At 70.8% G+C, this 21,975-nt stretch carries 19 protein-coding genes; 8 read left to right on the top strand and 11 right to left on the bottom strand.

Going from position 1 to position 21,975, the window contains the following annotated elements:
• From J2X55_RS14520 to J2X55_RS14530, 3 genes are all read right to left on the bottom strand, one after another.
• On the bottom strand, window positions 1-1,622 hold a 1,622-nt coding region (locus tag J2X55_RS14520), incomplete at its 3' end, for a dGTP triphosphohydrolase (RefSeq protein ID WP_309824264.1).
• 31 nt (window positions 1,623-1,653) lie between these two features.
• The gene (locus tag J2X55_RS14525) at window positions 1,654-2,850 is read right to left on the bottom strand and encodes a PLP-dependent transferase (RefSeq protein ID WP_115919818.1); all 1,197 of its coding nucleotides are present in this window, start codon (window positions 2,848-2,850) and stop codon (window positions 1,654-1,656) included.
• Between the two features lie 35 nt (window positions 2,851-2,885).
• Window positions 2,886-3,443 (bottom strand): helix-turn-helix domain-containing protein, encoded by a 558-nt coding sequence (locus J2X55_RS14530; protein ID WP_115919816.1) that lies wholly within the window; start codon window positions 3,441-3,443, stop codon window positions 2,886-2,888.
• 217 nt (window positions 3,444-3,660) lie between these two features.
• Between J2X55_RS14530 and J2X55_RS14535 the strand changes: the two genes are divergently transcribed.
• Window positions 3,661-4,893 carry a cysteine desulfurase-like protein gene (locus J2X55_RS14535; RefSeq protein WP_115919814.1) on the top strand — a complete coding sequence of 411 codons (1,233 nt, stop codon included), beginning with the start codon at window positions 3,661-3,663 and terminating at the stop codon, window positions 4,891-4,893.
• Between the two features lie 152 nt (window positions 4,894-5,045).
• The gene (locus J2X55_RS14540) at window positions 5,046-5,828 is read left to right on the top strand and encodes an alpha/beta fold hydrolase (protein WP_115919812.1); all 783 of its coding nucleotides are present in this window, start codon (window positions 5,046-5,048) and stop codon (window positions 5,826-5,828) included.
• A gap of 114 nt (window positions 5,829-5,942) precedes the next feature.
• Here J2X55_RS14540 and J2X55_RS14545 read toward each other — a convergent pair whose 3' ends face one another.
• Genes J2X55_RS14545 through J2X55_RS14560 form a run of 4 tightly spaced genes read right to left on the bottom strand, consistent with a single transcriptional unit; the run spans window position 5,943 to window position 11,512 of the window.
• A complete protein-coding gene (locus J2X55_RS14545; RefSeq protein ID WP_309824270.1) occupies window positions 5,943-8,327 on the bottom strand; it encodes a glycoside hydrolase family 3 N-terminal domain-containing protein in 2,385 nt (794 codons plus the stop codon).
• Window positions 8,328-8,334: 7 nt separating this feature from the next.
• Window positions 8,335-9,210 (bottom strand): carbohydrate ABC transporter permease, encoded by an 876-nt coding sequence (locus J2X55_RS14550; protein WP_309824272.1) that lies wholly within the window; start codon window positions 9,208-9,210, stop codon window positions 8,335-8,337.
• The gene (locus J2X55_RS14555; protein ID WP_309824274.1) at window positions 9,207-10,217 is read right to left on the bottom strand and encodes a sugar ABC transporter permease; all 1,011 of its coding nucleotides are present in this window, start codon (window positions 10,215-10,217) and stop codon (window positions 9,207-9,209) included. The genes J2X55_RS14550 and J2X55_RS14555 overlap by 4 nt, the downstream gene beginning before the upstream one ends.
• Window positions 10,218-10,228: 11 nt before the next feature.
• Window positions 10,229-11,512 carry an extracellular solute-binding protein gene (locus tag J2X55_RS14560; protein ID WP_309824276.1) on the bottom strand — a complete coding sequence of 428 codons (1,284 nt, stop codon included), beginning with the start codon at window positions 11,510-11,512 and terminating at the stop codon, window positions 10,229-10,231.
• Window positions 11,513-11,686: 174 nt separating this feature from the next.
• Here J2X55_RS14560 and J2X55_RS14565 point away from each other — a divergent pair, with 174 nt between their 5' ends.
• The 3 genes from J2X55_RS14565 to mmuM all read left to right on the top strand — a co-directional run bounded on the left by J2X55_RS14565 (window position 11,687) and on the right by mmuM (window position 14,310).
• Complete coding sequence (locus tag J2X55_RS14565; protein ID WP_309824278.1) at window positions 11,687-12,688, top strand: LacI family DNA-binding transcriptional regulator; 1,002 nt, start codon at window positions 11,687-11,689, stop codon at window positions 12,686-12,688.
• Between the two features lie 264 nt (window positions 12,689-12,952).
• Window positions 12,953-13,459, top strand: coding sequence for a MarR family transcriptional regulator (locus tag J2X55_RS14570; RefSeq protein WP_115919799.1), 507 nt, complete (start codon window positions 12,953-12,955; stop codon window positions 13,457-13,459).
• Complete coding sequence (mmuM, locus tag J2X55_RS14575) at window positions 13,456-14,310, top strand: homocysteine S-methyltransferase (protein ID WP_309824281.1); 855 nt, start codon at window positions 13,456-13,458, stop codon at window positions 14,308-14,310. Before J2X55_RS14570 ends, mmuM begins: the two co-directional genes overlap by 4 nt.
• Window positions 14,311-14,347: 37 nt before the next feature.
• On the opposite strand, the gene J2X55_RS14580 is transcribed toward mmuM, so the two are convergent.
• Both J2X55_RS14580 and J2X55_RS14585 read right to left on the bottom strand, forming a co-directional pair.
• Entirely contained in the window at window positions 14,348-15,256 is a 909-nt protein-coding gene (locus tag J2X55_RS14580) for a hypothetical protein (protein WP_309824283.1), read from the bottom strand.
• A 91-nt stretch (window positions 15,257-15,347) separates the two neighbouring features.
• The gene (locus J2X55_RS14585) at window positions 15,348-15,818 is read right to left on the bottom strand and encodes an Lrp/AsnC family transcriptional regulator (RefSeq protein WP_309824285.1); all 471 of its coding nucleotides are present in this window, start codon (window positions 15,816-15,818) and stop codon (window positions 15,348-15,350) included.
• Between the two features lie 153 nt (window positions 15,819-15,971).
• On the opposite strand from J2X55_RS14585, the gene ald reads away from it, so the two are divergent.
• Complete coding sequence (ald, locus tag J2X55_RS14590) at window positions 15,972-17,057, top strand: alanine dehydrogenase (RefSeq protein ID WP_309824287.1); 1,086 nt, start codon at window positions 15,972-15,974, stop codon at window positions 17,055-17,057.
• A gap of 183 nt (window positions 17,058-17,240) precedes the next feature.
• Here the strand turns inward: ald and J2X55_RS14595 are convergent, their stop codons facing one another.
• Together J2X55_RS14595 and J2X55_RS14600 are read right to left on the bottom strand one after the other, a co-directional pair.
• Window positions 17,241-17,924, bottom strand: a complete 684-nt coding sequence (locus tag J2X55_RS14595) for a response regulator (RefSeq protein ID WP_115919789.1) — start codon at window positions 17,922-17,924, stop codon at window positions 17,241-17,243.
• Window positions 17,921-19,525 (bottom strand): ATP-binding protein, encoded by a 1,605-nt coding sequence (locus J2X55_RS14600; RefSeq protein WP_309824289.1) that lies wholly within the window; start codon window positions 19,523-19,525, stop codon window positions 17,921-17,923. Before J2X55_RS14600 ends, J2X55_RS14595 begins: the two co-directional genes overlap by 4 nt.
• A 136-nt stretch (window positions 19,526-19,661) precedes the next feature.
• Between J2X55_RS14600 and J2X55_RS14605 the strand changes: the two genes are divergently transcribed.
• On the top strand, window positions 19,662-21,116 hold the full coding sequence (locus J2X55_RS14605) for a cation:dicarboxylate symporter family transporter (protein ID WP_309824291.1): 1,455 nt from the start codon (window positions 19,662-19,664) through the stop codon (window positions 21,114-21,116).
• A complete protein-coding gene (locus J2X55_RS14610) occupies window positions 21,113-21,946 on the top strand; it encodes an aldolase/citrate lyase family protein (protein ID WP_309824293.1) in 834 nt (277 codons plus the stop codon). Before J2X55_RS14605 ends, J2X55_RS14610 begins: the two co-directional genes overlap by 4 nt.
• The last annotated feature ends 29 nt before the right edge of the window (window positions 21,947-21,975 follow it).

The following is a 21,975-nucleotide window of genomic DNA, read 5'->3' on the forward strand; positions in this document are numbered from 1 at the left end:
GCGGGGGGCCGCCCCGGCCCCGGGGCCCCCCCCCCCCCCCCGCCGGCGCCCGGCCGCCCCCCCCCCCACAAGCGCTGGCCCAGTGACCACAGGCGGTCCGCGCGCCCCGAGATCGCTTCCGACAGCGCGAACGCCTGCGAATCGGTGAGGGATGCCACGTAGTCCACGATCCCGCGGGATCGCGCGCGCGTCTCGGCCTCGGCATCCGAGGGTCGACGCTCGGCGGGGAGGGTCGCATACTGCTCCCGCGCCAGGGCGATGAGCTCACGCAGGCGGCGGGGCGTGCGGGCGCGGTCGAGGTCGTCGTCGAGCCATTCGCCGAGTGCGCGCACCGACCGCGCGAGAATGCGGCTCATGCCGCGCTGCTGGATCGCCAGGTCGGGGCGGCTCAGCACGAAGCGCTTGTGCACGAACTTCAGCACCTCGACGTGATGCCAGGCCCAGGGCGAGAGCACGACGGGACCGGCGCGGGGAGTGTCCAGGGGCCGCAGCTGCGCCGACTCCTGGAACCGGCGGATCCACCGATCGGTGAAGGCGGCGAGCCGGCGCTCGGCCGTCAGCGAGCCGTCGAAGGGGCGGGCGAGCAGGTCGGTGACCATCTCGGCATCCACGTCGCTAACGGCGGCGAGGAAGGCCTCGTCGTCGGCGATCCACGGGTCGTCGCGGCGCATCTTGCGACGCAGGCGCTCGAGACCGGCCCCGGGCATTAGCTCGGCGCGCACCTCGGCGTCGTCGCGGTCGCGCCACTCGAGCACGTCGTCGAGCCAGCCGCGGAACTCCGCCGCGATGGGCGCGTGGTCCAGGATCCCGGCGCGATAGAAGTCGTCGACGTCGTGCACCGAGTACGCGATGTCGTCGGCGAGGTCCATCACGGCGCCCTCGATGCTCTGGCGCAGGGGCGCGGCATCCACCCCCTGTCGGGCGGCGTCGAGGTCGGCGAGATCGAGGTCGTACGCCGAGTACTTGTGCACCCGGTACGCGCCGTCGGAAGAGCGCCGGATGCCACGGGGCGGGCCGATCCGCTCGACGTCGGCCGCGTCGACCGAGGGCGCCCACGGGTACTTCGCTGAGGCGGCGCGGACGGCCGCGGTGAGGTTGAGTCCGCGCGGAGCGTTCTCGACCACGTCGAGGGCGGTGAGGATGCGATACGTCTGCGCGTTGCCCTCGAAGCCGTCGGGAAGGCCCAGCTCGTCGCGCGCGAGGCGGTCCAGGGTGGATTCGCCGAGGTGACCGAACGGCGGATGGCCGAGGTCGTGGGCGTAGGCGGCGGCCTCGACGACCGTGGCATTGCAGACGTCGCCCTCGCCGGCCTGCCGAGAGCGGGTGTTCAGCTGGAGGGCGACGACACGCGCGATCGCGCTGACCTTGAGGGTGTGCGTGAGCCGGTTGTGGACAGGGGCCCCGCCGATCGAGGGCGACACCACCTGCGTGACGGCCGAGAGGCGCGAGAAGTACGGCGAGAACTGGATGCGCTCAAGATCGATCGACCACGGGTCGGCGCGCGCGTCGTCGTGGTCGGGATGGATCCGGGATGCCGGATTGTCGACGGCGGCGTCTGCGACGGCGTTCAGGTGCTCGGCGCGCGCGTCGGCGGCCGGGGGAGTGGTCTCGTTATGGAGCAAAGCGGTCCTCTCGCGCTGACGTATGTCCACGCTAACGCGCCGTCTCGGCCGCTCGCCCGCCCGTCGGAGCTGGGCGGAGCGTGCGCTCGATGGCGGTGGTCAGGTCGGTCCAGAGATCTTCGACGTTCTCGACGCCGACCGACATGCGGCAGAGCGTCATCGGCACGCCGGCGGCTTCCTCAGCTGCCCATCGGCTGCGGCGCTCGATCAGAGATTCCACGCCGCCAAGGCTCGTTGCGTGAGCGAGCAGGACGAGGTTGGACAGCACCTCGTCGGTTTCTTGCGGGGTGGCGTTCAGCTCGAAGGAGACCATGTTCCCCGACCCGTGGGGGAGAACCCGGGAGGCCTTTTCGTGCTGACTGTCTCCGTCCAGGCCGGGGTAGTTCACCCGAGTCACCGCCGGGTGCTCTCGCAGGCGACGGGCAAGCTCGAGAGCATTCGCTTCGGCGCGGTCGAGGCGAACGTCCAGCGAGCGAAGTCCACGCAAAGCCAAGAACGTCTCGAGTCCGCCCGGGATGGCGCCGTGATCATGGCGGTAGGCGGCCAGGAGTTCCGCATGATCGGCCGATGCGGCCACGGCAACGCCCATGAGCAGGTCCGAGTGCCCTCCGATCAGCTTGGTAGCCGAATGCAAGACGATGTCCGCTCCGTCCGTGAGTGGTCGCTGGCGAAGCGGGGTCGCGAACGTCGCGTCGACGACGGTGACGACGCCCTTTGCGCGTGCGGCGGCGGCGACTGCCGGGATGTCCGTCACCACCAACGTCGGGTTGGCGATCGACTCGACCCACACGACGTCGACTCCATCCAGGGCGGCGATCACGGCATCCGTGTCGTCCGAGTCCACCGTGCGCACGGTGAGTCGGCCGCGCTCTTGCAGTCTGGTGAAGATGTGCGCGACACCGTAGTAGGCCGATACGGGCAGGAGCACGGTCCCCCCGGTCGGGACGAGATCCGCGATCGCTGTTGCCGCGGCCAGGCCGGAGGCGAAGGCGACAGCGTGCCCTCCGTCGAGCGCGCCGAGGGCGGCCTCGAGTGCCCCCCAGCCGTCGTTGCCGTCGCGGCCGTAGGCCTGGGCCGTGTCATGCAGGTAGGTGCTGCTCAATGTGATGGGGACATTCATCGGGGCGCCCGATGTTCGGGCGGGCCGGCCGGCGTGCACCGCGATGGTGTCGGGCCGCCAGGTGCTCCGGGCGGTGGCAGCCGGGGAATGGATCGAGTGATCGTGCATGGTGGATCCTTCGCGATGAGTGGGGGCTGCCGGCGTCAGCGCTTGTTCAGTGCGACCACGTAGCGGCAGGGGGCTGCGGTCGGGTTATGGAAGGTGGAGTCCTGTGGTGGGCCGAACCGCAGAGAGTCGCCGGCTGACAGATCACGCGTGTCCGCGCCCTCGGTCACTCGGAGAGAGCCCGCCAGCACCCAGACGATCTGTTCGATGAACCGGTATGCATCAGCGGGGTAGGACACCGAGGCGCCCGGAGGAAGAGTGACCTCGACCAGTTCCAACGCCGTCTCCGAGGGGCGTGAGACAGCCCTGCGGATGTATCCGGTCGTCGGATCCACCCAGATGTTCTGGTCGTCCGCCCGGGTGAGCCGGTCCACGTCGCCCTCTGCGCGAGCGATGAGCTGGGACAAGGTCATGCCGAGTGCCCCCGAGAGTCGACCCAGCAGCGCTGCCGTGGGCTGAGCAGAGTCGTTCTCGATGCGGGAGATCATCGCGCGCGAAACGCCGGCGCGTTCCGCCAGCATGGCGACGGACAGGCCGCGGCTCGTGCGCGCATCCGCGATCGTTCGTGCCAGGGCAGAACCGAGCTCGTGGGACATGACGCCAGGGTGTCACTATCTGCACGGATTTGTCTACTATGCAAACGAACATCGGGAATGGTTATCCTCGGCACAAGACCGAGCGCAGCGTCTCCAACAGGCAATACCCCACGCCCCTGTCGCTCCACGATGGATGAGGGTGTCGCTCCTCCGACAAGCCGGGGATAGGGAGCCCGCACCTCGACGCACCGGCCACACAACCCGCGAAAGAAGAGTCATGAAGCCCTCCACGGTCCACTCGACGCTGGATGTCGACGACATCCGTTCGCACTTCCCCGCGCTTCGTGGCGGCACCGCCTTCTTCGACAGCCCCGGCGGGACGCAGACTCCGACCAGCGTCGCTGCCGCCATCGGCGAGACGCTTCTCGCGCCGCTCGCCAACCGGGGTCTCGTCACTCAAGCCGAACGCAACGCCACGAGCATCGTCGAGGCGTGCCGGTCCGCACTCGGAGATTTCTTGAACGTCCCGAGCCAGACGGTCGTCTTCGGTCGAAGCGCGACGGCGCTCACGTTCGATCTCTCTCGTGCCATCTCGCGGACGTGGAAGGCCGGTGACGAGGTGGTCGTCACCCGGCTGGACCACAACTCCAATGTGCAGCCCTGGCTGATCGCGGCCGAACGCACCGGAGTGACCGTCCGATGGGTGGACTTCGACCCGGCGACCGGAGAGCTGTCGACGGATGCCGTTCGCGAGCAGCTCTCGGAGCGCACCAGGCTGGTGGCGGTCACCGCCGCATCCAACGTCCTCGGCACCATGCCGGACATCCCCCGGATCGCCGAGGCGGTCCATGGCGTCGGAGCGCTGTTGTACGTCGACGGCGTGCATTACGCCGCACACGCGTTGGTGGATGTCCCCGCGCTCGGTGCGGACTTCTTCGTCTGCTCGCCGTACAAGTTCCTCGGCCCACACTGTGCGGCCGTCACGATGCGATCGGATCTTCTCGGCCAGCTGCAGCCCGACAAGCTGGCGACCTCGCCGAACACCGATCCCGAAAGATACGAGCTCGGCACCCTGCCCTATGAGCTGATGGCCGGCACGACTGCCGCGGTCGATTTCATCGCCGCGATCGGCGGCCCCGAGGGAACCCGCCGCGAACGCCTCGTCCGAGCGGTCGAGGCGATCGACGAGCACGAGACCGATCTGCGAGAAGTCATCGAGACCGGCTTCGCCGCCTTCGACGACCTCACCGTGCACTCGCGTGCCGCGCGTCGGTCTCCGACCCTGTTCGTCTCTGTCGCCGGCGGTCGCGATCAGGAACTCGCCCGTTTTCTCGCCAGCCGCGACATCAATGCCCCGGCCAGTCACTTCTACGCCATCGAGGCCTCACGACGACTCGGACTCGGCGATGGTGGTGCTCTCCGTGTCGGCCTCGCGCCATACAACACGCGGGACGACGCCGACCGGCTCCTGAACGCGACGGCTGACTTCCTGGCATCCCGCCGGCCGTGAAAACCCGAACCCGGCGCCCACGCCGGGCGGCACCGTAGTGACCGTGGCGCTCGCTGGGAAAACGCAGCTCCCTCTTATACGCCTCGATGCTGACCGACGCAATCGTCCGAGTCGCCGAGCGCTCGAAAAGTACCCGGGTTAGCGTTGCGAACATGACGCTGAATCATGTTCGACGCGGGAGTGGCAGCCCACTGCTGCTGGTGCACGGCCTGGGCGCAGGCTGGCGATCCTGGACTCCGATCCTCGATGAGCTGGCCCGGCACCGTGAGGTCATCGCCATCGACCTGCCGGGATTCGGTGAGACACCGCCGCTGCCCGGTGACGTCTCCATTGCCACGCTGACCGACTCCGTCGCGGACTTTATCCGCGAGCAGGGGCTGGACGGAGTCTCAACCGTCGGGCAGTCGATGGGCGGCCGGATCGTGCTCGAGCTTGCGCGCCGCGGAGTCGGCGGCGACACCGTCGCCTTGGACCCTGGCGGGTTCTGGAGTCTCCGCGAGCGTGCTGTCTTCGCCGCCACGTTGCGGCCGTCGATCGTGCTGGTCCGCGCACTGCGCGGCATGCTGCCGGCCTTGCTCGGTAACCCCGTCGGACGGACGGTGCTTCTGGCGCAACTGTCGGCTCGACCCTGGTCCCTCTCGCGAGAAACGGTGCTGCCGGACGTGCGCGGACTGGCCGATTCCCCCTCGGTCGGTGCCGCCATGGACGCCCTCACCAAAGGCCCCCTGCAACAAGGTGCTCCCGCGGGCACGGCGCCCGGCCGTGTCACGATCGGGTGGGGCCGGCGCGATCTGGTGACCGTGCCCAGACAGGCCGATCGCGCCATCCACCTGTTCCCCGACGCTTCGCTGCACTGGTTCGAACGATGCGGCCACTTTCCGCAGTGGGACGTTCCCCACGAAGCGACACGACTCATCCTCGACAGCACCAGCTGAAGCGCGGGGCTGCGTGCGTCACCGGCCGCCACTGCTCGCCGCGCGGTTCCGAGCAGGTGTAAAAACCGGTGCGAGAGCCGATGCGGTGGTCTGTCTCGCACCCCGCCCGCGCCGTCAGCCCCGCCGCACCTCGACCTCGACGATCCGCGCGTCCTCGACGCCCAGCTCGTACGTCGGACCGGTGATCCGCAGTGCCGCCGCCTCGTCGACGTCGGCGCACGAGGACCCGAGCCGCAGCTCCACCTCGCCCGCCTCGATGACGCGCCGCATCGACCGGTCGCTATAGGCCAGCCGCGAGGCGGGCACGGTGAAGCGCACCTCGGCGCTCTCGCCGGGCGCGAGCTCGACCCGCGCGTACGCCACGAGCTGCGCGACCGGTCGGGTCACGCTCGCCACCGCGCGGTGCGCGTACACCTGCACGACGTCCGCCCCGTGCCGCTCTCCGATGTTCGTCACGCGCGCCGACACGGTGAACGCGTCGCCGGCGCGCACCTCGGCAGGAGCTCCGGATGCCGGCACACCGGCGCCCCACTCGGCGCTCAGGCCGACGCCCTCGGCGGGTGCCGCTCCGGCGGACGACACCCCGTCCACCCGCAGCTCCCCACGCGCGAACGACGTGTACGACAGCCCGAACCCGAACGGCCGCACCGGCGTCGAGTCGGTGCTCGTGACCCCCGACGGCCCGCCGAGCAGCGGGTGCAGGTACGAGTACGGCTGCGCGCCGGCGGAGCGGGGGAGCGAGACGGGCAGACGGCCCGAAGGCGTGGCATCCCCCGCCAACAGCGCTGCCAACGCCGGTGCGCCCTCTTCGCCGGGGAAGAACGCCTGCAGCACCGCGGCGGGACCGCCCGCGGTATCGAGCGCCCAGTCCAGCGCATACGGACGCCCGGTCAGCAGTACGAGCACCACGGGCGTACCGGTCGCCACGACCGCCTCGACGAGCTGGCGTTGCACGCCCGGCAGGTCGAGGGAGTCGGCGTCGTTGCCCTCGCCGACGGTTCCGCGCCCGAACAGCCCGGCGCGGTCGCCGACGACGACGATCGCCACCTCGGCGTCGCGGGCGAGGGCGGCCGCCGTATCCAGACCCGAGAGATCGGTCCCCTCGACCGTGCACCCCTCGGCGTACGCGATCTCGCCGAAACGCTCGACGAGGGCTTCGCGCACGGTCGGCAGTGCGAAGCCGAGCGGGACGTCCGGGTGATGCGCGAGCACGTGGTTCGCGAACGAGTAGCAGCCCATCAGCGCCTCCGCGCTGTCGGCGTTGGGCCCGATGAGCGCGATCCGTCCGGGTGCCGCGAGCGGCAGCACGCCCTCGTTGCGCAGCAGCACGACCGACTCCTCCGCGAGGCGGCGAGCGAGCGCCCGGTGTTCGGCATCGTCGAGGTCGACCGTCGTCGGGGGGTGCGAGAAGTCCGCATCCAGCAGTCCGAGGTCTTCCTTCTCGGCCAGTACCCGCGCGACGGCGCGGTCGACGACGGCCTCGGGAAGGGCCCCGGATGCCACCCGCCCGGCCAGGTGCGGATACGCATCGGGCCCGGGCAGCTCGACGTCGATCCCGGCCTCGAGGGCGAGCTGCGCGGCTTCGCCGAGCGAGCCGGCGATCCCGTGCATCGAGCGCAGGAATTCGACGGCGAAGTAGTCGGAGACCACCGTGCCGTCGAAGCCCCACCGGCCCCGGAGCAGGTCGGTGAGCAGCTCGTGCGACGACGCCACCGGCACTCCGTCGATCTCGGTGTACGAGTTCATGACGCTGCGCACCCCGCCGTCTCGCACCGCCATCTCGAACGGCGGCAGGAAGACGTCCTGCAGCTCGCGCCGGCCCGCCGAAACGGGCGCATGGTTGCGCCCGGCGCGAGAGGCGGAGTAGCCGACGAAGTGCTTCAACGTCGCGTGCACGCCCGCACCCTGCAGGCCGCGGACGTAGGCGGTGCCCATGGTCCCGACGACGTACGGGTCCTCGGCGATGCACTCGTCGACCCGGCCCCACCGCGCGTCGCGCACGACATCCAGCACCGGAGCCAGGCCCTGGTGCACACCGACCTCGCGCATGGAGCGACCGATGGCGGATGCCATGAGCTCGACGGCATCCGGATCGAAAGAGGCGCCCCACGCGAGAGGCGTGGGGAAGGTCGCCGCCTTCCACGCCGCGAAGCCGGTGAGGCACTCCTCGTGCACGAGTGCGGGGATGCCCAAGCGCGTCTCGTCCTGCAGGCGCCGCTGCTCGCCCCACAGCCACGCGGCACGCTCGACGGGGTCGACGGGCCGGGTGCCGTAGACGCGCGTGAGGTGCCCGAGGCCGTGCACCGTGGCATCCGTATAGGCGGCGGTCGTGACCTTCTCGCCCGAGAGGGGAGCGACGACCTCGTCACCCTGGTCGACCCAGTAACCGACGAGCTGCGCGAGCTTCTCGTCGAGGGTCATCTCCGACACGAGGGCCTGCACGCGGGCCGAGACGCCGGAAGTCAGGGCAGCACCGACGTCGGTGTTGTGGATGGTCATGGTCGGATCAGCCCTTCACGGCACCGGTCAGGCCGCCGACGATCCGCCGCTCGAAGACGCTGAAGAACAGCAGGGCGGGGATCATCGACAGGGAGGTGAATGCGAGCACGCGCGCCGTGTCGACGGAGTACTGCGAGGCGAACGCCTGCGTCCCCAGCGGCAGCGTGTACGCGGCTTCGTTGTTGAGGATGAACAGCGGGAGCATGTACGAGTTCCAGCTGTTGACGAAGGCCAGGATGCCGACCGTCACCACCGCGGGAACGGCGAGCGGCAGCACCATGCGCCAGAAGAACCCGAGCCGGCCGAGGCCGTCGATCGCGGACGCCTCCTGCAGCTCGTTCGGGATCGCGGCGAGGAACGGCGACAGGATGATGATCGTCAGCGGCAGCGCGAACGCGATCTGCGGCACGATGACGCCGGCGAGCGAGTTCATGAGGCCGAGGTTGCGCACGAGGATGTACAGCGGCGTGATGGCGACCGTCATCGGGAACATCAGTCCCGCGGTGAACAGGGCGTACACCGCGCCGCGTCCGCGGAACCGGTAGCGCGAGAGGGCGTACGCGGCCATGAGACCCAGCGCCACGACGAACACCGTCGTCGCGATGGCGGCGATCGCGGAGTTGCCGACCTGGCCCCAGAAGACTCCGCTCGTGAGCACGTCGGCGTAGTTCTGCCAGTTCCACGTGGTCGGCAGGCCCGCCGGGTCGACCGTGATCTCGGCGTTCGAGCGGAAGCCGCCGAGGATGATGAACACGACGGGCGCGAGCATCATGCCGATGAGCAGCAGCGCGACGAAACCGACGAGCACCGAGCTACCGCGGTTCGCCCCGGCGGGACGCCGGCGCGGGACCCGGGGAGTGACGAGGGTGGCGGTGGCGGTCATTTCGTTCCTCCGGTGAGGGCACCGGCCGTGTCGCGACGAAGCACGAAGCGCTGGTACACGAGGGCGACGGCGAGCGAGATGAGGAACATCACCACGGCGACCGCGCTGCCGTAGCCGAAGCTGCCGGCGTTGCGGCCGTTGGCGACCATGTATGTGGCCATGGTGGAGGTCCCCGCCGTCGAGGCGACGTACTGACCCCAGATGATCCAGACGAGGTCGAACAGCTGCAGTGAGCCGATGATCGACAGGAACGCCCAGATGCGGATCGTCGGACCCATGAGCGGCAGCACGATGTGGCGCTGGATCTGCCAGTACGAGGCGCCGTCGATCGCCGCGGCCTCGCTGAGTTCCTCGGGGATGCCCTGGAGCCCTGCGAGGAAGAGGATCACGGCGAAGCCGATGTACTTCCACGTGATGATGATGAGCAGCGTCCAGATCGCGAGCGCGGGGTCGGAGATCCAGTCGGCGCGGAGCGAACCGAGTCCGATCTTCTCCAGCGCCCCGTTGAGCGCTCCCCCCGACTGCAGCATGAGGCCCCAGCCGAGGCCCACGACGACCTCGGAGATGACGTAGGGCACGAAGATCAGCACACGGATGAGGGATTGCGCCCGCATCTTGCGGTTCAGCAGCAGGGCGAGTCCGAGCGCGAGCGGGCCCTGCAGCACCAGGGACCCGACCACGATGAACGCGTTGTGGCCGAGGGCCTCGTGGAAGGCGGGGTCGGTGAGGATCGTGACGTAGTTGCGGATGCCGACGAAATCGGTGGGAGTGCCGAAACCCGACCACTTGTAGAAGCCGTAGTAGGCCGCGAGGGCGATGGGCAGGATGACGAACGACACGAACACCACCAGGGCGGGGCCCAGGAGGATCGCGAGTTCGCCGCGGATGCGCCAGGCCTCGTGCCGCCGCCGCGGGGGCCGCCCGGCCGAGGGGACGCGCGAGGCGTCCTCCCCGGCCGGGCGGCGCGACCCGGCTTCGGTCGCCGAGGTGGCGAGCTGGGTGGTCATGATCGGTGTCCTCAGCGCGAGGCTGCGGCGTTGACGGCGTCGACGATGCCCTGCGGGCTTCCCTTGCCGGCGAAGAGGTCGACGACGGCGACGTTCAGGGCGTTGCCGACGTTCTGGCCGTAGAGCGTGTCGAGCCAGACCGAGACGTAGGGGGCGTCGGTGTACGCCTTCAGCGCCGACTGCAGGGCGGGGGTGGTCACGGCATCCGTCGCCTCGCTCGAGGCGGGGATGGTCTGGAAGGCGTCGGCGTAGCGCTCCTGGTTCTCCTTCTCGACGACGAAGTTCAAGAAGTCGGTGCAGGGCGCGGGGGCGTTCACCCAGCACGCGTACCCGTCGACGCCGCCCATGATGGCGCCGGGCTCGCCGTCTCCGCCGGAGACCTCGGGGAAGGGGAACCAGCCCAGGTCGGCGAGCGGCTGCTCGTCGGGGGTGAGCGAGGCGATCACGCCGGGGTTCCACGCGCCCATCAGTTCCATCGCGGCCTGGTGGTTGGCCAGCAGGCCCGCCGACGAGCCGGCGCCCTGCTGGGCGGCGGTGGTGAGGAAGCCCTCGTTGAACGGCTGCGTCTCGAGGAACGACTGCAGGTTCTCGCCCGCCTCGAGCCAGCACGGGTCGTCGAACGCGCGGGTCTCGGCCGCGTTGTCGAGCACGTCTTTGGCACAGGCGCGGAGGGCGAAGTTGTAGTACCAGTGGGCGGCGGGCCACGCGTCCTTCGCGCCGACCGCGATCGGGGCGACGCCGGTGGCGCGGATCTTCGCGTTCGCCGCTTCGAGGTCGTCGATCGTCGCGGGTGCGGTGGTGACGCCGGCGGCGGTCAGCAGGTCCTGCGAGGTGAAGATGCCCGAGGGCAGAACGGCGACGGGCATGCCGTAGTTCTTGCCGTCGACCTCGAAGGCGCCGAGCGAGGTGCCGAGGGCGGTCTTGGCATCCGGGGAGATCTTGTCGGTGAGGTCCAAGGCCTGGCCGGCCGCGACGATGTCGGCGAGCTTGCCGCCGCCGCGGGCCATGAACAGGTCGGGGGCGTCGCCGGAGTTGAGGGCGGTCTGGAGCTTGCCGTCCATCTCTTCGTTCTGGACGGCCTGGATCTCGACCGTCACCCCGGGGTTCGCCGCCTCGAATGCCGTGGCGGTGTCTTCCCAGTACTTCTTCCCGTCGCCGGTGGTGGAGTTGTGCCACAGCGTCAGCGTGACCGAACCATCGGCGTTCTGCCCGCCGCCGCCCGCGGCGCAACCGCCGAGAGCGAGTGTTCCGGCGACGGCGAGGGCCGCTCCGGCGAGGATCTTGCGCGTGTTCATGTGATTCCCGTTTCTCTTCGTCGAGGTGCGCCGTGGGACGCGTCGGTGTCGGCTGCTTCGCCGTTCGTGCGCTTCTCGGGGTCTGCTGCCCGCCGAGGTGTGAGCAGTGTCGCCCGGCGTTCGCGGGATCGTCAAACGTTTTCGAAAATGATTTCCACGCTATGGTCGGATGCCATGACCAGGCGAGCCACCATCCACGACGTCGCCGCGGCGGCCGGGGTCTCGGTGGCCACGGTGTCGAAGGCGGTGAACGGCCGCTACGGGGTCTCGCCCGAGACCGTGGGACGGGTCCTGGACGCCGTGAAGACCCTCGGCTACGAATCGAGCCTCGTCGCCAGCAGCATGCGATCGCGCCGCACCGGCGTGATCGGCGTGCTCGTGGCCGACATCGAGCCGTTCTCGGCCGAGATCCTGAAGGGCGTCGGGGGAGCGCTCTCGGACACCGGATACGACCTGCTCGCCTACACCGGTGCGCGCCGCGACGGAGAGGGATGGGAGCGTCGCTCGCTCAGCCGCCTGAGCGGCACCCTCATCGACGCGGCCATCATCGTCACCCCCACGGTCGTCAACGTCTCGGGCGAGGTGCCGATCGTGGCCATCGACCCGCACACGGGTCGCGGAGACCTGCCGACCGTCGAGTCCGACAGCTACACCGGTGCGCAGCAGGCCGTTCACTATCTCGTGCAGCTCGGTCACCGGCGCATCGGCTTCATCGCGGGGCGCCCCGACCTGCGCTCCGCGGTCGCGCGGGCCTCGGGGTACCGCGCCGGACTCGCGGCGGCCGGTATCCCGTTCGACCCGGCGCTGGTCGGCGTCGGGCGTTACGAACAAGACGTCGCCCGCGAAGCCGCCGAGGCGATGCTCTCGCTCGACGACCCGCCCACGGCGGTGTTCGCCGCGAACGACCTCTCGGCGTTGTCGATCATCGAGGTCGCCACCGGGCGGGGGCTGAGCGTGCCCGACGACCTCTCGGTGGTCGGCTTCGACGACGTGCCCGAGGCCGCTCGCGCGCAGCCCGCCCTGACCACGGTCCGCCAACCGATGAAGCGCCTCGGCGCCGAGGCCGTGCGGATGGTGCTGGCGCTCCTCTCCGGCGAGACCCTGCCCGAGACGCACATCGAACTGCCCACGCGTCTCGTCGCGCGGGGGACGACCGCGCCGCCGCGCTCGCGCTGAGCGGCCCGAGTCGCCGGGGTCCCAGCATCCGCACCTGCTCGTATCGAGTGTCCGGAACACGCCGCACGGGCACGCCTCGACGCGGCGTGTTCTGGACACTCCACCGGGGGAGCGCCGCCGGGCGGAGCGAGCGATCGGCGCCGAGTGCGCCGAGGGTGATGCGGCGTCGACGGGAGACCGGCGGACCCTGCCCGCCGCGACGCGAAAACGCCGGCCCCGCCCGTCGCGCGCCGCACCACCCCGCGGCTCGGGTACCGTCGGAGTGTGCCCACCGCCAGCAGTAAAGACGACGAGGTCGACCTCCTCATCGACGCCTGGTCGCAGCTGCTGCCCGACGTCGACCTGACGCCCCTCGATGTGATGTCGCGCCTGCGCCGCGCGGCCTTCCACCTGTCGAAGCTCCGCGCCAAGGCATTCGCCAGCGCCGAGATCGCCGTCTGGGAGTTCGACGTGCTCGCCGTCCTGCGGCGTGCCGGCACCGAGCTCAGCGCCACCCGCCTGATCGCCGCCACGATGATCGGCAGCGCCGCCATGACGAACCGCCTCGACAAGCTCGCCGAGCGCGGACTCGTCAACAGGCGCCCCAACCCGTCGGACGGTCGTGCGATCCTCGTCGCGATCACCGCCGAGGGCATCGAGCGCGTCGACGCCGCGATGACCGAACTCGTCCGCCTCGAGGCCGAGGCCCTGCGCGACGTCAGCCGACAGGACCAGGCCCTGCTCGCGAGCGCGCTGCGCGTGCTGGCCGCGGGCGAGACGCACGAGGCGTGATCGACCTCGCCACGGCTCTAAGGCGGCGACCGGTCGTCCTCGACGGCGGCCTGGGCACCCTGCTCGAGGCGCGCGGCAACGACGTGACGTCCGCGCTGTGGTCGGCCCGGGTGCTGCGCGACGACCCCGGAGAGGTACGAGCGGCCCACGCCGAGTTCGTCGCCGCGGGAGCCGACGTCGTGATCACCGCCTCGTACCAGCTGGGCTTCGGGGGAGTGATCCCGGATGCCGAGGTCGAGGCGCTCCTGCGCCGCTCGGTGTCTCTGGCGCGTGAGGCCGGCGACGTCGTGGTCGCGGCATCCGTCGGTCCGGTGGGCGCGCTTCGTGCCGACGGCAGCGAATACACCGGCGCCTACGGGCTGACCCTCGACGACCTGCGCAGCGCCCATCGCCGTCGCCTGCACGTGCTCGCCGAGTCGGGCGCCGACGTCCTCGCGGTCGAGACGATCCCGTCCCCTCTCGAGGTCGAGGCTCTCGCGCTCGAGCTGGAGGGCCTGGCCGTGCCCGCCTTCGTCAGCGTCTCGGCCGACAGCACCGGCTTCGCGCGCGACGGTTCGCGAGCCGAGGCGCTCCGCACCGCGGCATCCGTCCCGACCGTGCTGGCCGTGGGGGTCAACTGCTGCGCGCCCGCGACCGTGCTTCCCGCGCTCGCCGAAGCTCCCGGCATCCCCCTGCTGGCGTATCCGAACACCGGAGAGCGGTGGGATGCCGCGACGCGCACGTGGCAGGGCGGCGCGGCACCGCTGGCCGATGAGGCCCCCGCATGGGTGGCGGCCGGTGCGCGCGCGGTGGGCGGCTGCTGCCGCTCCACGCCCGCCGACATCGCCGCGATCGCGGCCGCCGTGCGCTGAGGCGCCGGTCCGGCTCGGCGAGGAGCGTCGACGGTGTTCAGACGGTGACCCGCGACCGCCGTCGGGGTGTGGCGTCGGTGACCAGCTCGACCTCTTCGGGACGCCAACCGTAATCCGCGGCCAGGCGTTTGCGCAGCGACGGTACCGCCGACGGCACCGAGGTCTCGACTCCGCGCGGCCCGTCGATGGCCGAGGGGTCGAGATCACGGGCCGCCAGCCGCAGATCGAGAAGCAGAACACGCACGCGCTCGCGACCGAGGGCGGCGGTGGCCAGGTTCCAGTCGCCGATCGAGATCGCCGCCCGTCGGCGGCGTCCGCCGACCGCGTCGCCCGCGGCGGGGAGCCCGACGATCATGATCGAGACGCCCGTCGACAGCATCGCCGCAATGCCGGCCACGATGACGCCGGTGGGCGAGAACACCGGGCCGAGGGAGGCGTCGGCCACCGAGAGGACGCCGCGAACGATCGAGTACAGACCGTAGGCGCCCATCGCGGCGGCGAGCACGAAACGGGTCGCGCGGGGCAGTGATCGCGCCCACACCGCCAGCACGGCGCACAGGGCGCAGATCAGGCTGAGGACGAACGCCTTGATCGACGTGGCCGCGGCGGGCATCAGGAGGAAGCTCAGGGCGGCGCCGGCCGCCACGGCCACCGCGACCGGCAGGGAGCGTGAGAGAAGGCGGTCGGGTGGCACCGCGAGAGCGGCGCACAGCAGCGCGGGAGCCAGGATCATCGCGGTATCGGCCGCCACCTGACACAGATGTCCGGCCCCGTTCGAGGCCATGATGGTCAGCACGCCCGCGCCGACCGAGACCGCTCCCGAGAGGGCACCGACCCGCAGGAACACCCCCAGTGGACCGGTGGTGCCGATGCGCGGGAGGATCACCCACACGACGCCGATCGCCAGTCCGACGCACATCACGGCCACACCGATCGACAGCACCATGGACCCCCTTGGCGTCTCATCATGGCGGGGCGGCCGGGCGCACCGGCCGTCTTGACGAGGGTCACGCGGGCGGCTATTGCGCCGTGCGGCCTCAATCGAAATCGGCCGCCAGGGCGTTGCGGTGGTACTCGAAGATGATGCTCGTGCGGGTGGATGCCACACTGTGCCTCGCCGAGAGATGGTCGACGACGAAGCGACGGACGGCGGAGGAATCATCGACGGCGATGTGCACGAGGAAGTCGTCGGCGCCGCCGAGGAAGAACAGCTGGATGACGTCGGGATGCCGGCGCACGTCATGAGCGAACGCGCGGATGCTCTCCTGGCGCTGCCCCGGGCGCAGGGTCACGCCGACGATCGCCTGCAGGCCGCGGCCGAGTCGGCTCTGATCGACGGCGGCGTGGAAGCCGGTGATGAGCCCGCGGTCGACGAGCGCGCGCAGGCGAGCGTGAGCCGTGGATGCCGCGACCCCGAGCTCTTCGGCGAGGGCGGCGTTCGTCATGCGTGCGTCCTCGGCGAGCAGCTCAATGATGCGCGCATCGAGAGGGTGGAGGTCGTCGGTCATCGTAGATCCTTCGGTTGACGCGGATTTCGCGGTCGATATCTTCCGACATTACGCCCGAGTCGCGGCATACCTTCGAATGATCTTCGGTTTAACGCCACCGAAACACCCGTTTCTGCGATTCTTCCGGCAACGCCGCTGTCGGAGGAGAAACCCATGCGCGTCTCTGTGCCCACCGAGATCAAGAACAACGAGAACCGTGTCGCGATGACGCCGGCCGGTGTCGACGCGCTCGTGCACCGGGGCCACGAGGTGTTCGTGCAGGCAGGCGCGGGCGAGGGCAGCGGCTTCGGCGATGAGCAGTACCGCGCAGCGGGGGCCGAGATCGTCGAGACCGCCGACGAGACGTGGGCGCGCGCCGAGCTGTTGGTCAAGGTCAAAGAGCCCATCGCCCCCGAGTACGGCTTCCTCCGCTCGGATCTCACCCTCTTCACGTACCTGCATCTGGCCGCCGACCGGCCGCTGACCGACGCGCTCATGGCCGCCGGCACCACCGCGGTCGCCTACGAGACCGTGCAGACCGCGGACCGCGCGCTGCCGTTGCTCGCGCCGATGAGCGAGGTCGCCGGCCGGCTGTCGATCATCGAGGGTGCCCACCATCTGCTGCGCGCCTCGGGCGGGCGCGGGCTCCTCCCCGGCGGCGTTCCCGGCACCCCTCGTGCGAAGGTCGTGGTGATCGGCGGTGGCGTCGCGGGAGAGCACGCCGCCGCCAACGCCCTGGGCCTCGGTGCCCGGGTGACGGTCGTCGACATCTCGCTGCCCAAGCTGCGCCAGCTCGAGGAGCGCTTCGGCGGCGCCATCGAGACCCGCGCCTCCACGCGTCTCGAGATCGCCGAGCAGCTCGCCGACGCCGACCTCGTGATCGGGTCGGTGCTGATCCCCGGTGCCGCAGCCCCCAAGCTCGTCACCGACGACATGGTCGCGGCGATGAAGCCGGGTTCGGTGCTCGTCGACATCGCGATCGACCAGGGCGGTTGCTTCGAGGGCTCGCGTCCCACGACTCACGACGACCCCACGTTCCGCGTGCACGATTCGCTGTACTACTGCGTCGCGAACATGCCCGGAGCGGTGCCGCACACCTCGACCCGTGCCCTCTCGAACGCCACCCTGCCGTACATCGGCCGCATCGCCGACCACGGCTGGGAGGCCGCGGCATCCGCCAATCCCGCCCTCGCCAAGGGCCTGAACGTGCGCGCCGGCGTCGTGGTCAACGAGGGCGTCCGCGCCGCCTTCGACCTCTGAGTCCTTCTGCGGTCCCGGATGCCGCGCCCCGGGCCCACCCCTCGGGTGAGTGTCCAGAACACCCGGACACTTTTCTGAAACGTCCGGGTGTTCTGGACACTCAACGGGCATGACGACGCCCGACGCACGCGGAGAGCAGGGCGCAGGACGCTGTGAGCAGGGCGCAGCTGAGAGAGCCCGGCCCTACCCGCGCACCCAGGCGTAGGTGATCTCGGGGCGGCCCTGGCCGCCGTAGCGCGGCACCCGGCGCGCGCGGCCCACGTCGGCGAGGTGCTCGAGATAGCGGCGGGCGGTCACGCGCGACATCCCTTCGCTCTCGCCGACCTCGGCCGACGAAACTGCTTCGGGGGCGGTGCGCACGCGCTCGGCGACCGCCTGCAGCGTCTCGTCGCTCAGGCCCTTCGGCAGGCTCGGTGCGGTCACCGTGCGCAGGGACCCGAGCAGGGCATCGACCTCGGACTGGGTGGCCTCGCCGGCGGCGCGGTCCAATCCCTCGACGTACGAGCGGTACGCCTCGAGCCGCTCGCGGAACGCCGCGAAAGCGAAGGGTTTGATGAGGTACTGCACGACCCCGATCGACACGGCTGCCCGCACGGTCGCGGCGTCGCGCACCGCCGTCACGGCGATGATGTCCACGCGTGATCCGGTCGCGCGCAGGCGCCGCGCCACATCGAGCCCGGAGCCGTCGGGCATGGTCATGTCGAGCAGGACGAGGTCGATCTCGCGTCCGGGGTCGGCCAGGGCGGTGACGGCCGCGCGGGCACCGGCGGCGTGGCCGACGACCTCGAACCCCGGCACGCGCTCCACGTAGGCGCTGTGCAGCTCGAGCGCGAGGGCGTCGTCGTCGACGACGAGCACCCGGATCACGGGACGACCGCCGAGGCTCGGGCGGGAAGGAACACGCGCACGGTCGTGGGGTCTTCGACCACCTGCAGAGTGCCGCCGTGCGCCGCGACGATGTCGCGCACGAGCGCGAGGCCGACGCCCCGACCGCCGGGGGCGTGAGCGGGCTTGGTCGACGCGCCGAAGGCGAAGGGGTCGGCGAGCGCGGGGTCGAAGCCGGACCCGCTGTCGGACACCTCCAGCACCACATCACCCCCGCCCTCACGAAGCCCCGCCCGCACCCAGCGGGGCTCGGCGCCGGCCGCCGCGGCATCCAGAGCGTTGTCGACGAGGTTTCCGACCACCGTGACCGCCTCGGCCACGGCGAGGGGCAGAGCGGGCGTGGGCTCGGCCACGTCGAGGTCGAGACGCACGCCGCGCTCCGCCGCTTCGTCGAGCTTGCCGAGCAGCAGGGCGACCACGACGGCGTCCTCGTCGTCCGAGACCAGGCGGTCTGCGAGCTCCTGACGATCGCCGGTCGAGGCCACGATCAAGCGGCGGGCCTCGTCGATGCGTCCGAGCTCGAGCAGGGCCAACAGGGCGTGCAGGCGGTTGCCGTGCTCGTGGGTCTGCGAGCGCAGGGTGTCGCTGAGGGTACGCACGCCCTCGAGCTCGCCCAGCAGCGCCTGCAGCTCCGACCGGTCGCGCAGCGTCATGACGCGACCGCGTTCGGGAGCGCGCCGGCCGGCCAGATCCCGCGCTTCCTCCTGGTTGACCAGCAGAACCCGCTCACCGTTGACGACGGTCTCCTCGACCATGCGCCGACCGCTCGCGATGGCCTCGGCGAGGCCGGCGTCCATCTCGACGTCCCGGGGATCGAGCGATATCTGGCCGGAGGTGGCCGGGGGCAGTCCCAGCAGGTCGGCGGCCTCGTCGTTGTAGAGCACGATCCGCCCCGAACGGTCGGTCACGACGAGACCCTCGCGCAGCGAGTGCAGCACCGTCTCGTAGCTCTCGACCAGACGCGACAGCTCGGCGGGCGTGTACGAGCCGGTCACCCGTCGCGCACTCCGTCGCACGTAGAAGGCGCCCAGCACGCCCAGCCCGACAATGGCGGCGGATGCCAGGACGATCAGCGGGGCGCGAGCGGCGAGGTCCTGTTGCACGGCGCCGAGCGTGACCCCCACGGCGACGAGGCCCACGATGTCGCCGCTCTCGTCGCCCCCGTCGCGGATGGGCACGATGGTGCGCACCGAGGGACCGAGGGTGCCGTCGTAGACCTCGGTGAAGGTCTGCCCGGCCAGCGCTTCGGCGCGCGAGCCGAGGTACGGCTCGCCGATCTCGGAGCGGTTGCGGTGGGTGAGGCGGATGCCGTCGGGCGTCATGATCGTCACGAACGACAGGTCGGCATCGGGGAGGATCTGCTCGACCATCGGCTGCAGCGCGCCGGAGTCGCCCCGCGCGACGAGGGCGGCGACGTCGGGCTCGTGCGCGAGCGTCTCGGCCACCGAGCGCGTGACCTTCTCGGCTTCGCGCTGACCGGAGTCGCTCAACTGCACCGACAGCAGCGCCGCCAGGACGCCCGCGACGAGCACGACGACGCCGAGCGACACCAACGCCAGTCGGCCACCCACGCTCAGTCTCATCACCCCGCCCTTCGCCGCGCTTGCCGTGAACAATACGACCACAAATCGCCCCGACGTCCCGCGTCGATCAAAGTCGTCACATCAACCGGCGCCCCCGCCGGACTCAACGAAGGCGTTAGAAAAGGGGAAGTCGCTCATGGCACTCTCACTCCGCACCACACGCGACGGCCGGCCGCGTAAGAAGATCGACCGCAATCACTGGCTCTATATCTCCGTCATCGTCGCGGTCGTCGCCGGTGTCATCGTGGGCCTCGTCGCCCCGCAGTTCGCCACCGCCCTCGAGCCCATCGGCAAGGGCTTCGTCAGCCTCATCAAGATGATGATCGCCCCGGTGATCTTCTGCACGATCGTCGTGGGCATCGGCTCGATCGCGAAGGCCTCCACGGTCGGCAAGATCGGTGGCCTGGCGATGGTCTACTTCCTCGTCATGTCGTCGTTCGCCCTGATCATCGGCCTCGTCGTCGGCAACATCATCCACCCGGGTGAGGGCCTGAACATCGCTGGCGCCCAGTACGACGCTCCCGCGGCCGAGGCCACCTCGACGCAGGAATTCATCCTCGGCATCATCCCCACCACCTTCTTCTCGGCCTTCACCGGCGGCAGCATCCTCCAGGTGCTGTTCATCGCCCTGCTCGTCGGCTTCGCGCTGCAGGGCATGGGAGAGCGCGGCGCGCGCATGGTCGAGGGCATCCGCAACTTCCAGGTGCTCGTCTTCCGCATCCTCGGCATGATCCTGTGGCTCGCACCCATCGGTGCCTTCGGAGCCATCGCCGCGGTCGTCGGCAAGACGGGATTCCAGGCCGTGATCAGCCTCGGCATCCTGATGGGCGCCTTCTACATCACGTGCTTCCTCTTCATCGCCGTGGTTCTCGGCACGCTGCTGTTCGTCGTGACCCGCGTCAACATCTTCACGCTGATGAAGTACCTCGGCCGCGAGTACCTGTTGATCGTCGGCACCTCGTCCTCCGAGGCCGCCCTTCCCCGCCTCATCGCCAAGATGGAGCACCTGGGCGTCTCGAAGCCCGTCGTGGGCATCACCGTCCCGACCGGCTACTCGTTCAACCTCGACGGCACGGCCATCTACCTCACGATGGCTTCGCTCTTCATCGCGACCGCCATGGGTTCGCCCATGTCGATCGGCGAGCAGATCGGCCTCATGATCTTCATGATCATCGCGTCGAAGGGCGCCGCCGGGGTCACCGGCGCCGGCCTTGCCACCCTCGCCGGTGGGCTGTCGGCGTACCGCCCCGACCTGGTCGACGGCGTCGGCGTCATCGTCGGCATCGACCGCTTCATGTCCGAGGCCCGCGCCGTGACCAACTTCACCGGCAACGCCGTGGCCACGATGCTCATCGGCGTCTGGACGAAGGAGTACGACGGTCAGCGCGTCCGCGAGGTCCTGGCCGGCAAGATCCCCTTCGACGAGACCCTGCTGACCGGTCACGACCACTCGGCGACTCCCGCGGCGGATGCCAAGGAGCAGGCGTCGGCCGAGGTCGGTGCGGGCCCCGCGGCCACGGTCGACACGCAGTCGCTCGACGCCTTCCGCGCTCAGGCGGAGGCGGAGGCGGCCGCCCGGGGTCGCTCGTGACCCTGACGCACGACACCTCGGCGGGGGCGGCTTCGGCCGTCCCCGCCCCGGCGCGTGTCGACCTCGCCCGGACGTGGATGCTCCGCTCGCCCCTCGCGGGTGGTCTCGAGACGGCGGCCGACGTGCTCGTGCTCGACCTCGAGGACGGCCTCCCAGCCGGTCGGAAGGCCGAGGGCCGCGATCGCGTTCGTCGCGCCGCCGACGAGGCGCCCGTGTGGCTGCGCATCAGCGCCGCCGGGACGCGAGACGGCGAGGCCGACCTCGCCCTGGGCCGCGACCTCGACGACCGTCTCGCGGGCGTCGTGCTGGCCATGTGCGCCGGTCCCGACGACGTCGCGCACGTCGCGGCATCCCTCCCGTCGGGCACCCCGATCGTGGCGATGGTCGAGTCGGCCGCGGCGCTCTTGGTCGCCCCCGCGATCGCCGCCCACCCGGCGACCCGCCGCCTCGCCTTCGGGACCGGCGACTTCCGCCGCGACACCGGCATGGCCGCCGACCGCATCGCCCTGTCGTGGCCGCGTGCCCAGCTGGTGGTCGCCTCAGCGGCGGCCGGCATCGCGGGGCCGATCGACGGTCCGTGCGGGCCGATCGACCAGGCACGGGATGCCGCGCTGCACGCCGCCGCGATGGGGTTCACGGGCACCCTGGCCCTCCGGGATGCCGCTGTGCCCGGCGCCCACGCCGGGTTCACGCCCGCGCCGGCCGACGTCGAGGCCGCTCGGTCGCTGCTGTCCACCACGCCCGACGGGCCGGTCGACGGCTCGTATGCGCCGACGCTGGCTCGGGCGCGAGCGCTGGTCGAGCGCGCGGAGGCGCTGGCGGCGCTCTGACGCTCCGGTGCGGTCGTCCACGGCCCGGT

The organism is Microbacterium sp. 1154, assembly GCF_031455375.1.
Classification (GTDB): domain Bacteria; phylum Actinomycetota; class Actinomycetes; order Actinomycetales; family Microbacteriaceae; genus Microbacterium.

Coding starts and splice junctions, on each gene's coding strand:
- J2X55_RS14605 (WP_309824291.1), top strand. CDS start 19,662: ATGGCACTCTCACTCCGCACCACACGCGACGGCCGGCCGCGTAAGAAG.
- J2X55_RS14525 (WP_115919818.1), bottom strand. CDS start 2,850: ATGCACGATCACTCGATCCATTCCCCGGCTGCCACCGCCCGGAGCACC.
- J2X55_RS14535 (WP_115919814.1), top strand. CDS start 3,661: ATGAAGCCCTCCACGGTCCACTCGACGCTGGATGTCGACGACATCCGT.
- J2X55_RS14600 (WP_309824289.1), bottom strand. CDS start 19,525: ATGAGACTGAGCGTGGGTGGCCGACTGGCGTTGGTGTCGCTCGGCGTC.
- J2X55_RS14545 (WP_309824270.1), bottom strand. CDS start 8,327: ATGACCATCCACAACACCGACGTCGGTGCTGCCCTGACTTCCGGCGTC.
- J2X55_RS14565 (WP_309824278.1), top strand. CDS start 11,687: ATGACCAGGCGAGCCACCATCCACGACGTCGCCGCGGCGGCCGGGGTC.
- J2X55_RS14550 (WP_309824272.1), bottom strand. CDS start 9,210: ATGACCGCCACCGCCACCCTCGTCACTCCCCGGGTCCCGCGCCGGCGT.
- J2X55_RS14540 (WP_115919812.1), top strand. CDS start 5,046: ATGACGCTGAATCATGTTCGACGCGGGAGTGGCAGCCCACTGCTGCTG.
- J2X55_RS14585 (WP_309824285.1), bottom strand. CDS start 15,818: ATGACCGACGACCTCCACCCTCTCGATGCGCGCATCATTGAGCTGCTC.
- J2X55_RS14560 (WP_309824276.1), bottom strand. CDS start 11,512: ATGAACACGCGCAAGATCCTCGCCGGAGCGGCCCTCGCCGTCGCCGGA.
- J2X55_RS14530 (WP_115919816.1), bottom strand. CDS start 3,443: ATGTCCCACGAGCTCGGTTCTGCCCTGGCACGAACGATCGCGGATGCG.
- ald (WP_309824287.1), top strand. CDS start 15,972: ATGCGCGTCTCTGTGCCCACCGAGATCAAGAACAACGAGAACCGTGTC.
- J2X55_RS14555 (WP_309824274.1), bottom strand. CDS start 10,217: ATGACCACCCAGCTCGCCACCTCGGCGACCGAAGCCGGGTCGCGCCGC.
- J2X55_RS14580 (WP_309824283.1), bottom strand. CDS start 15,256: ATGGTGCTGTCGATCGGTGTGGCCGTGATGTGCGTCGGACTGGCGATC.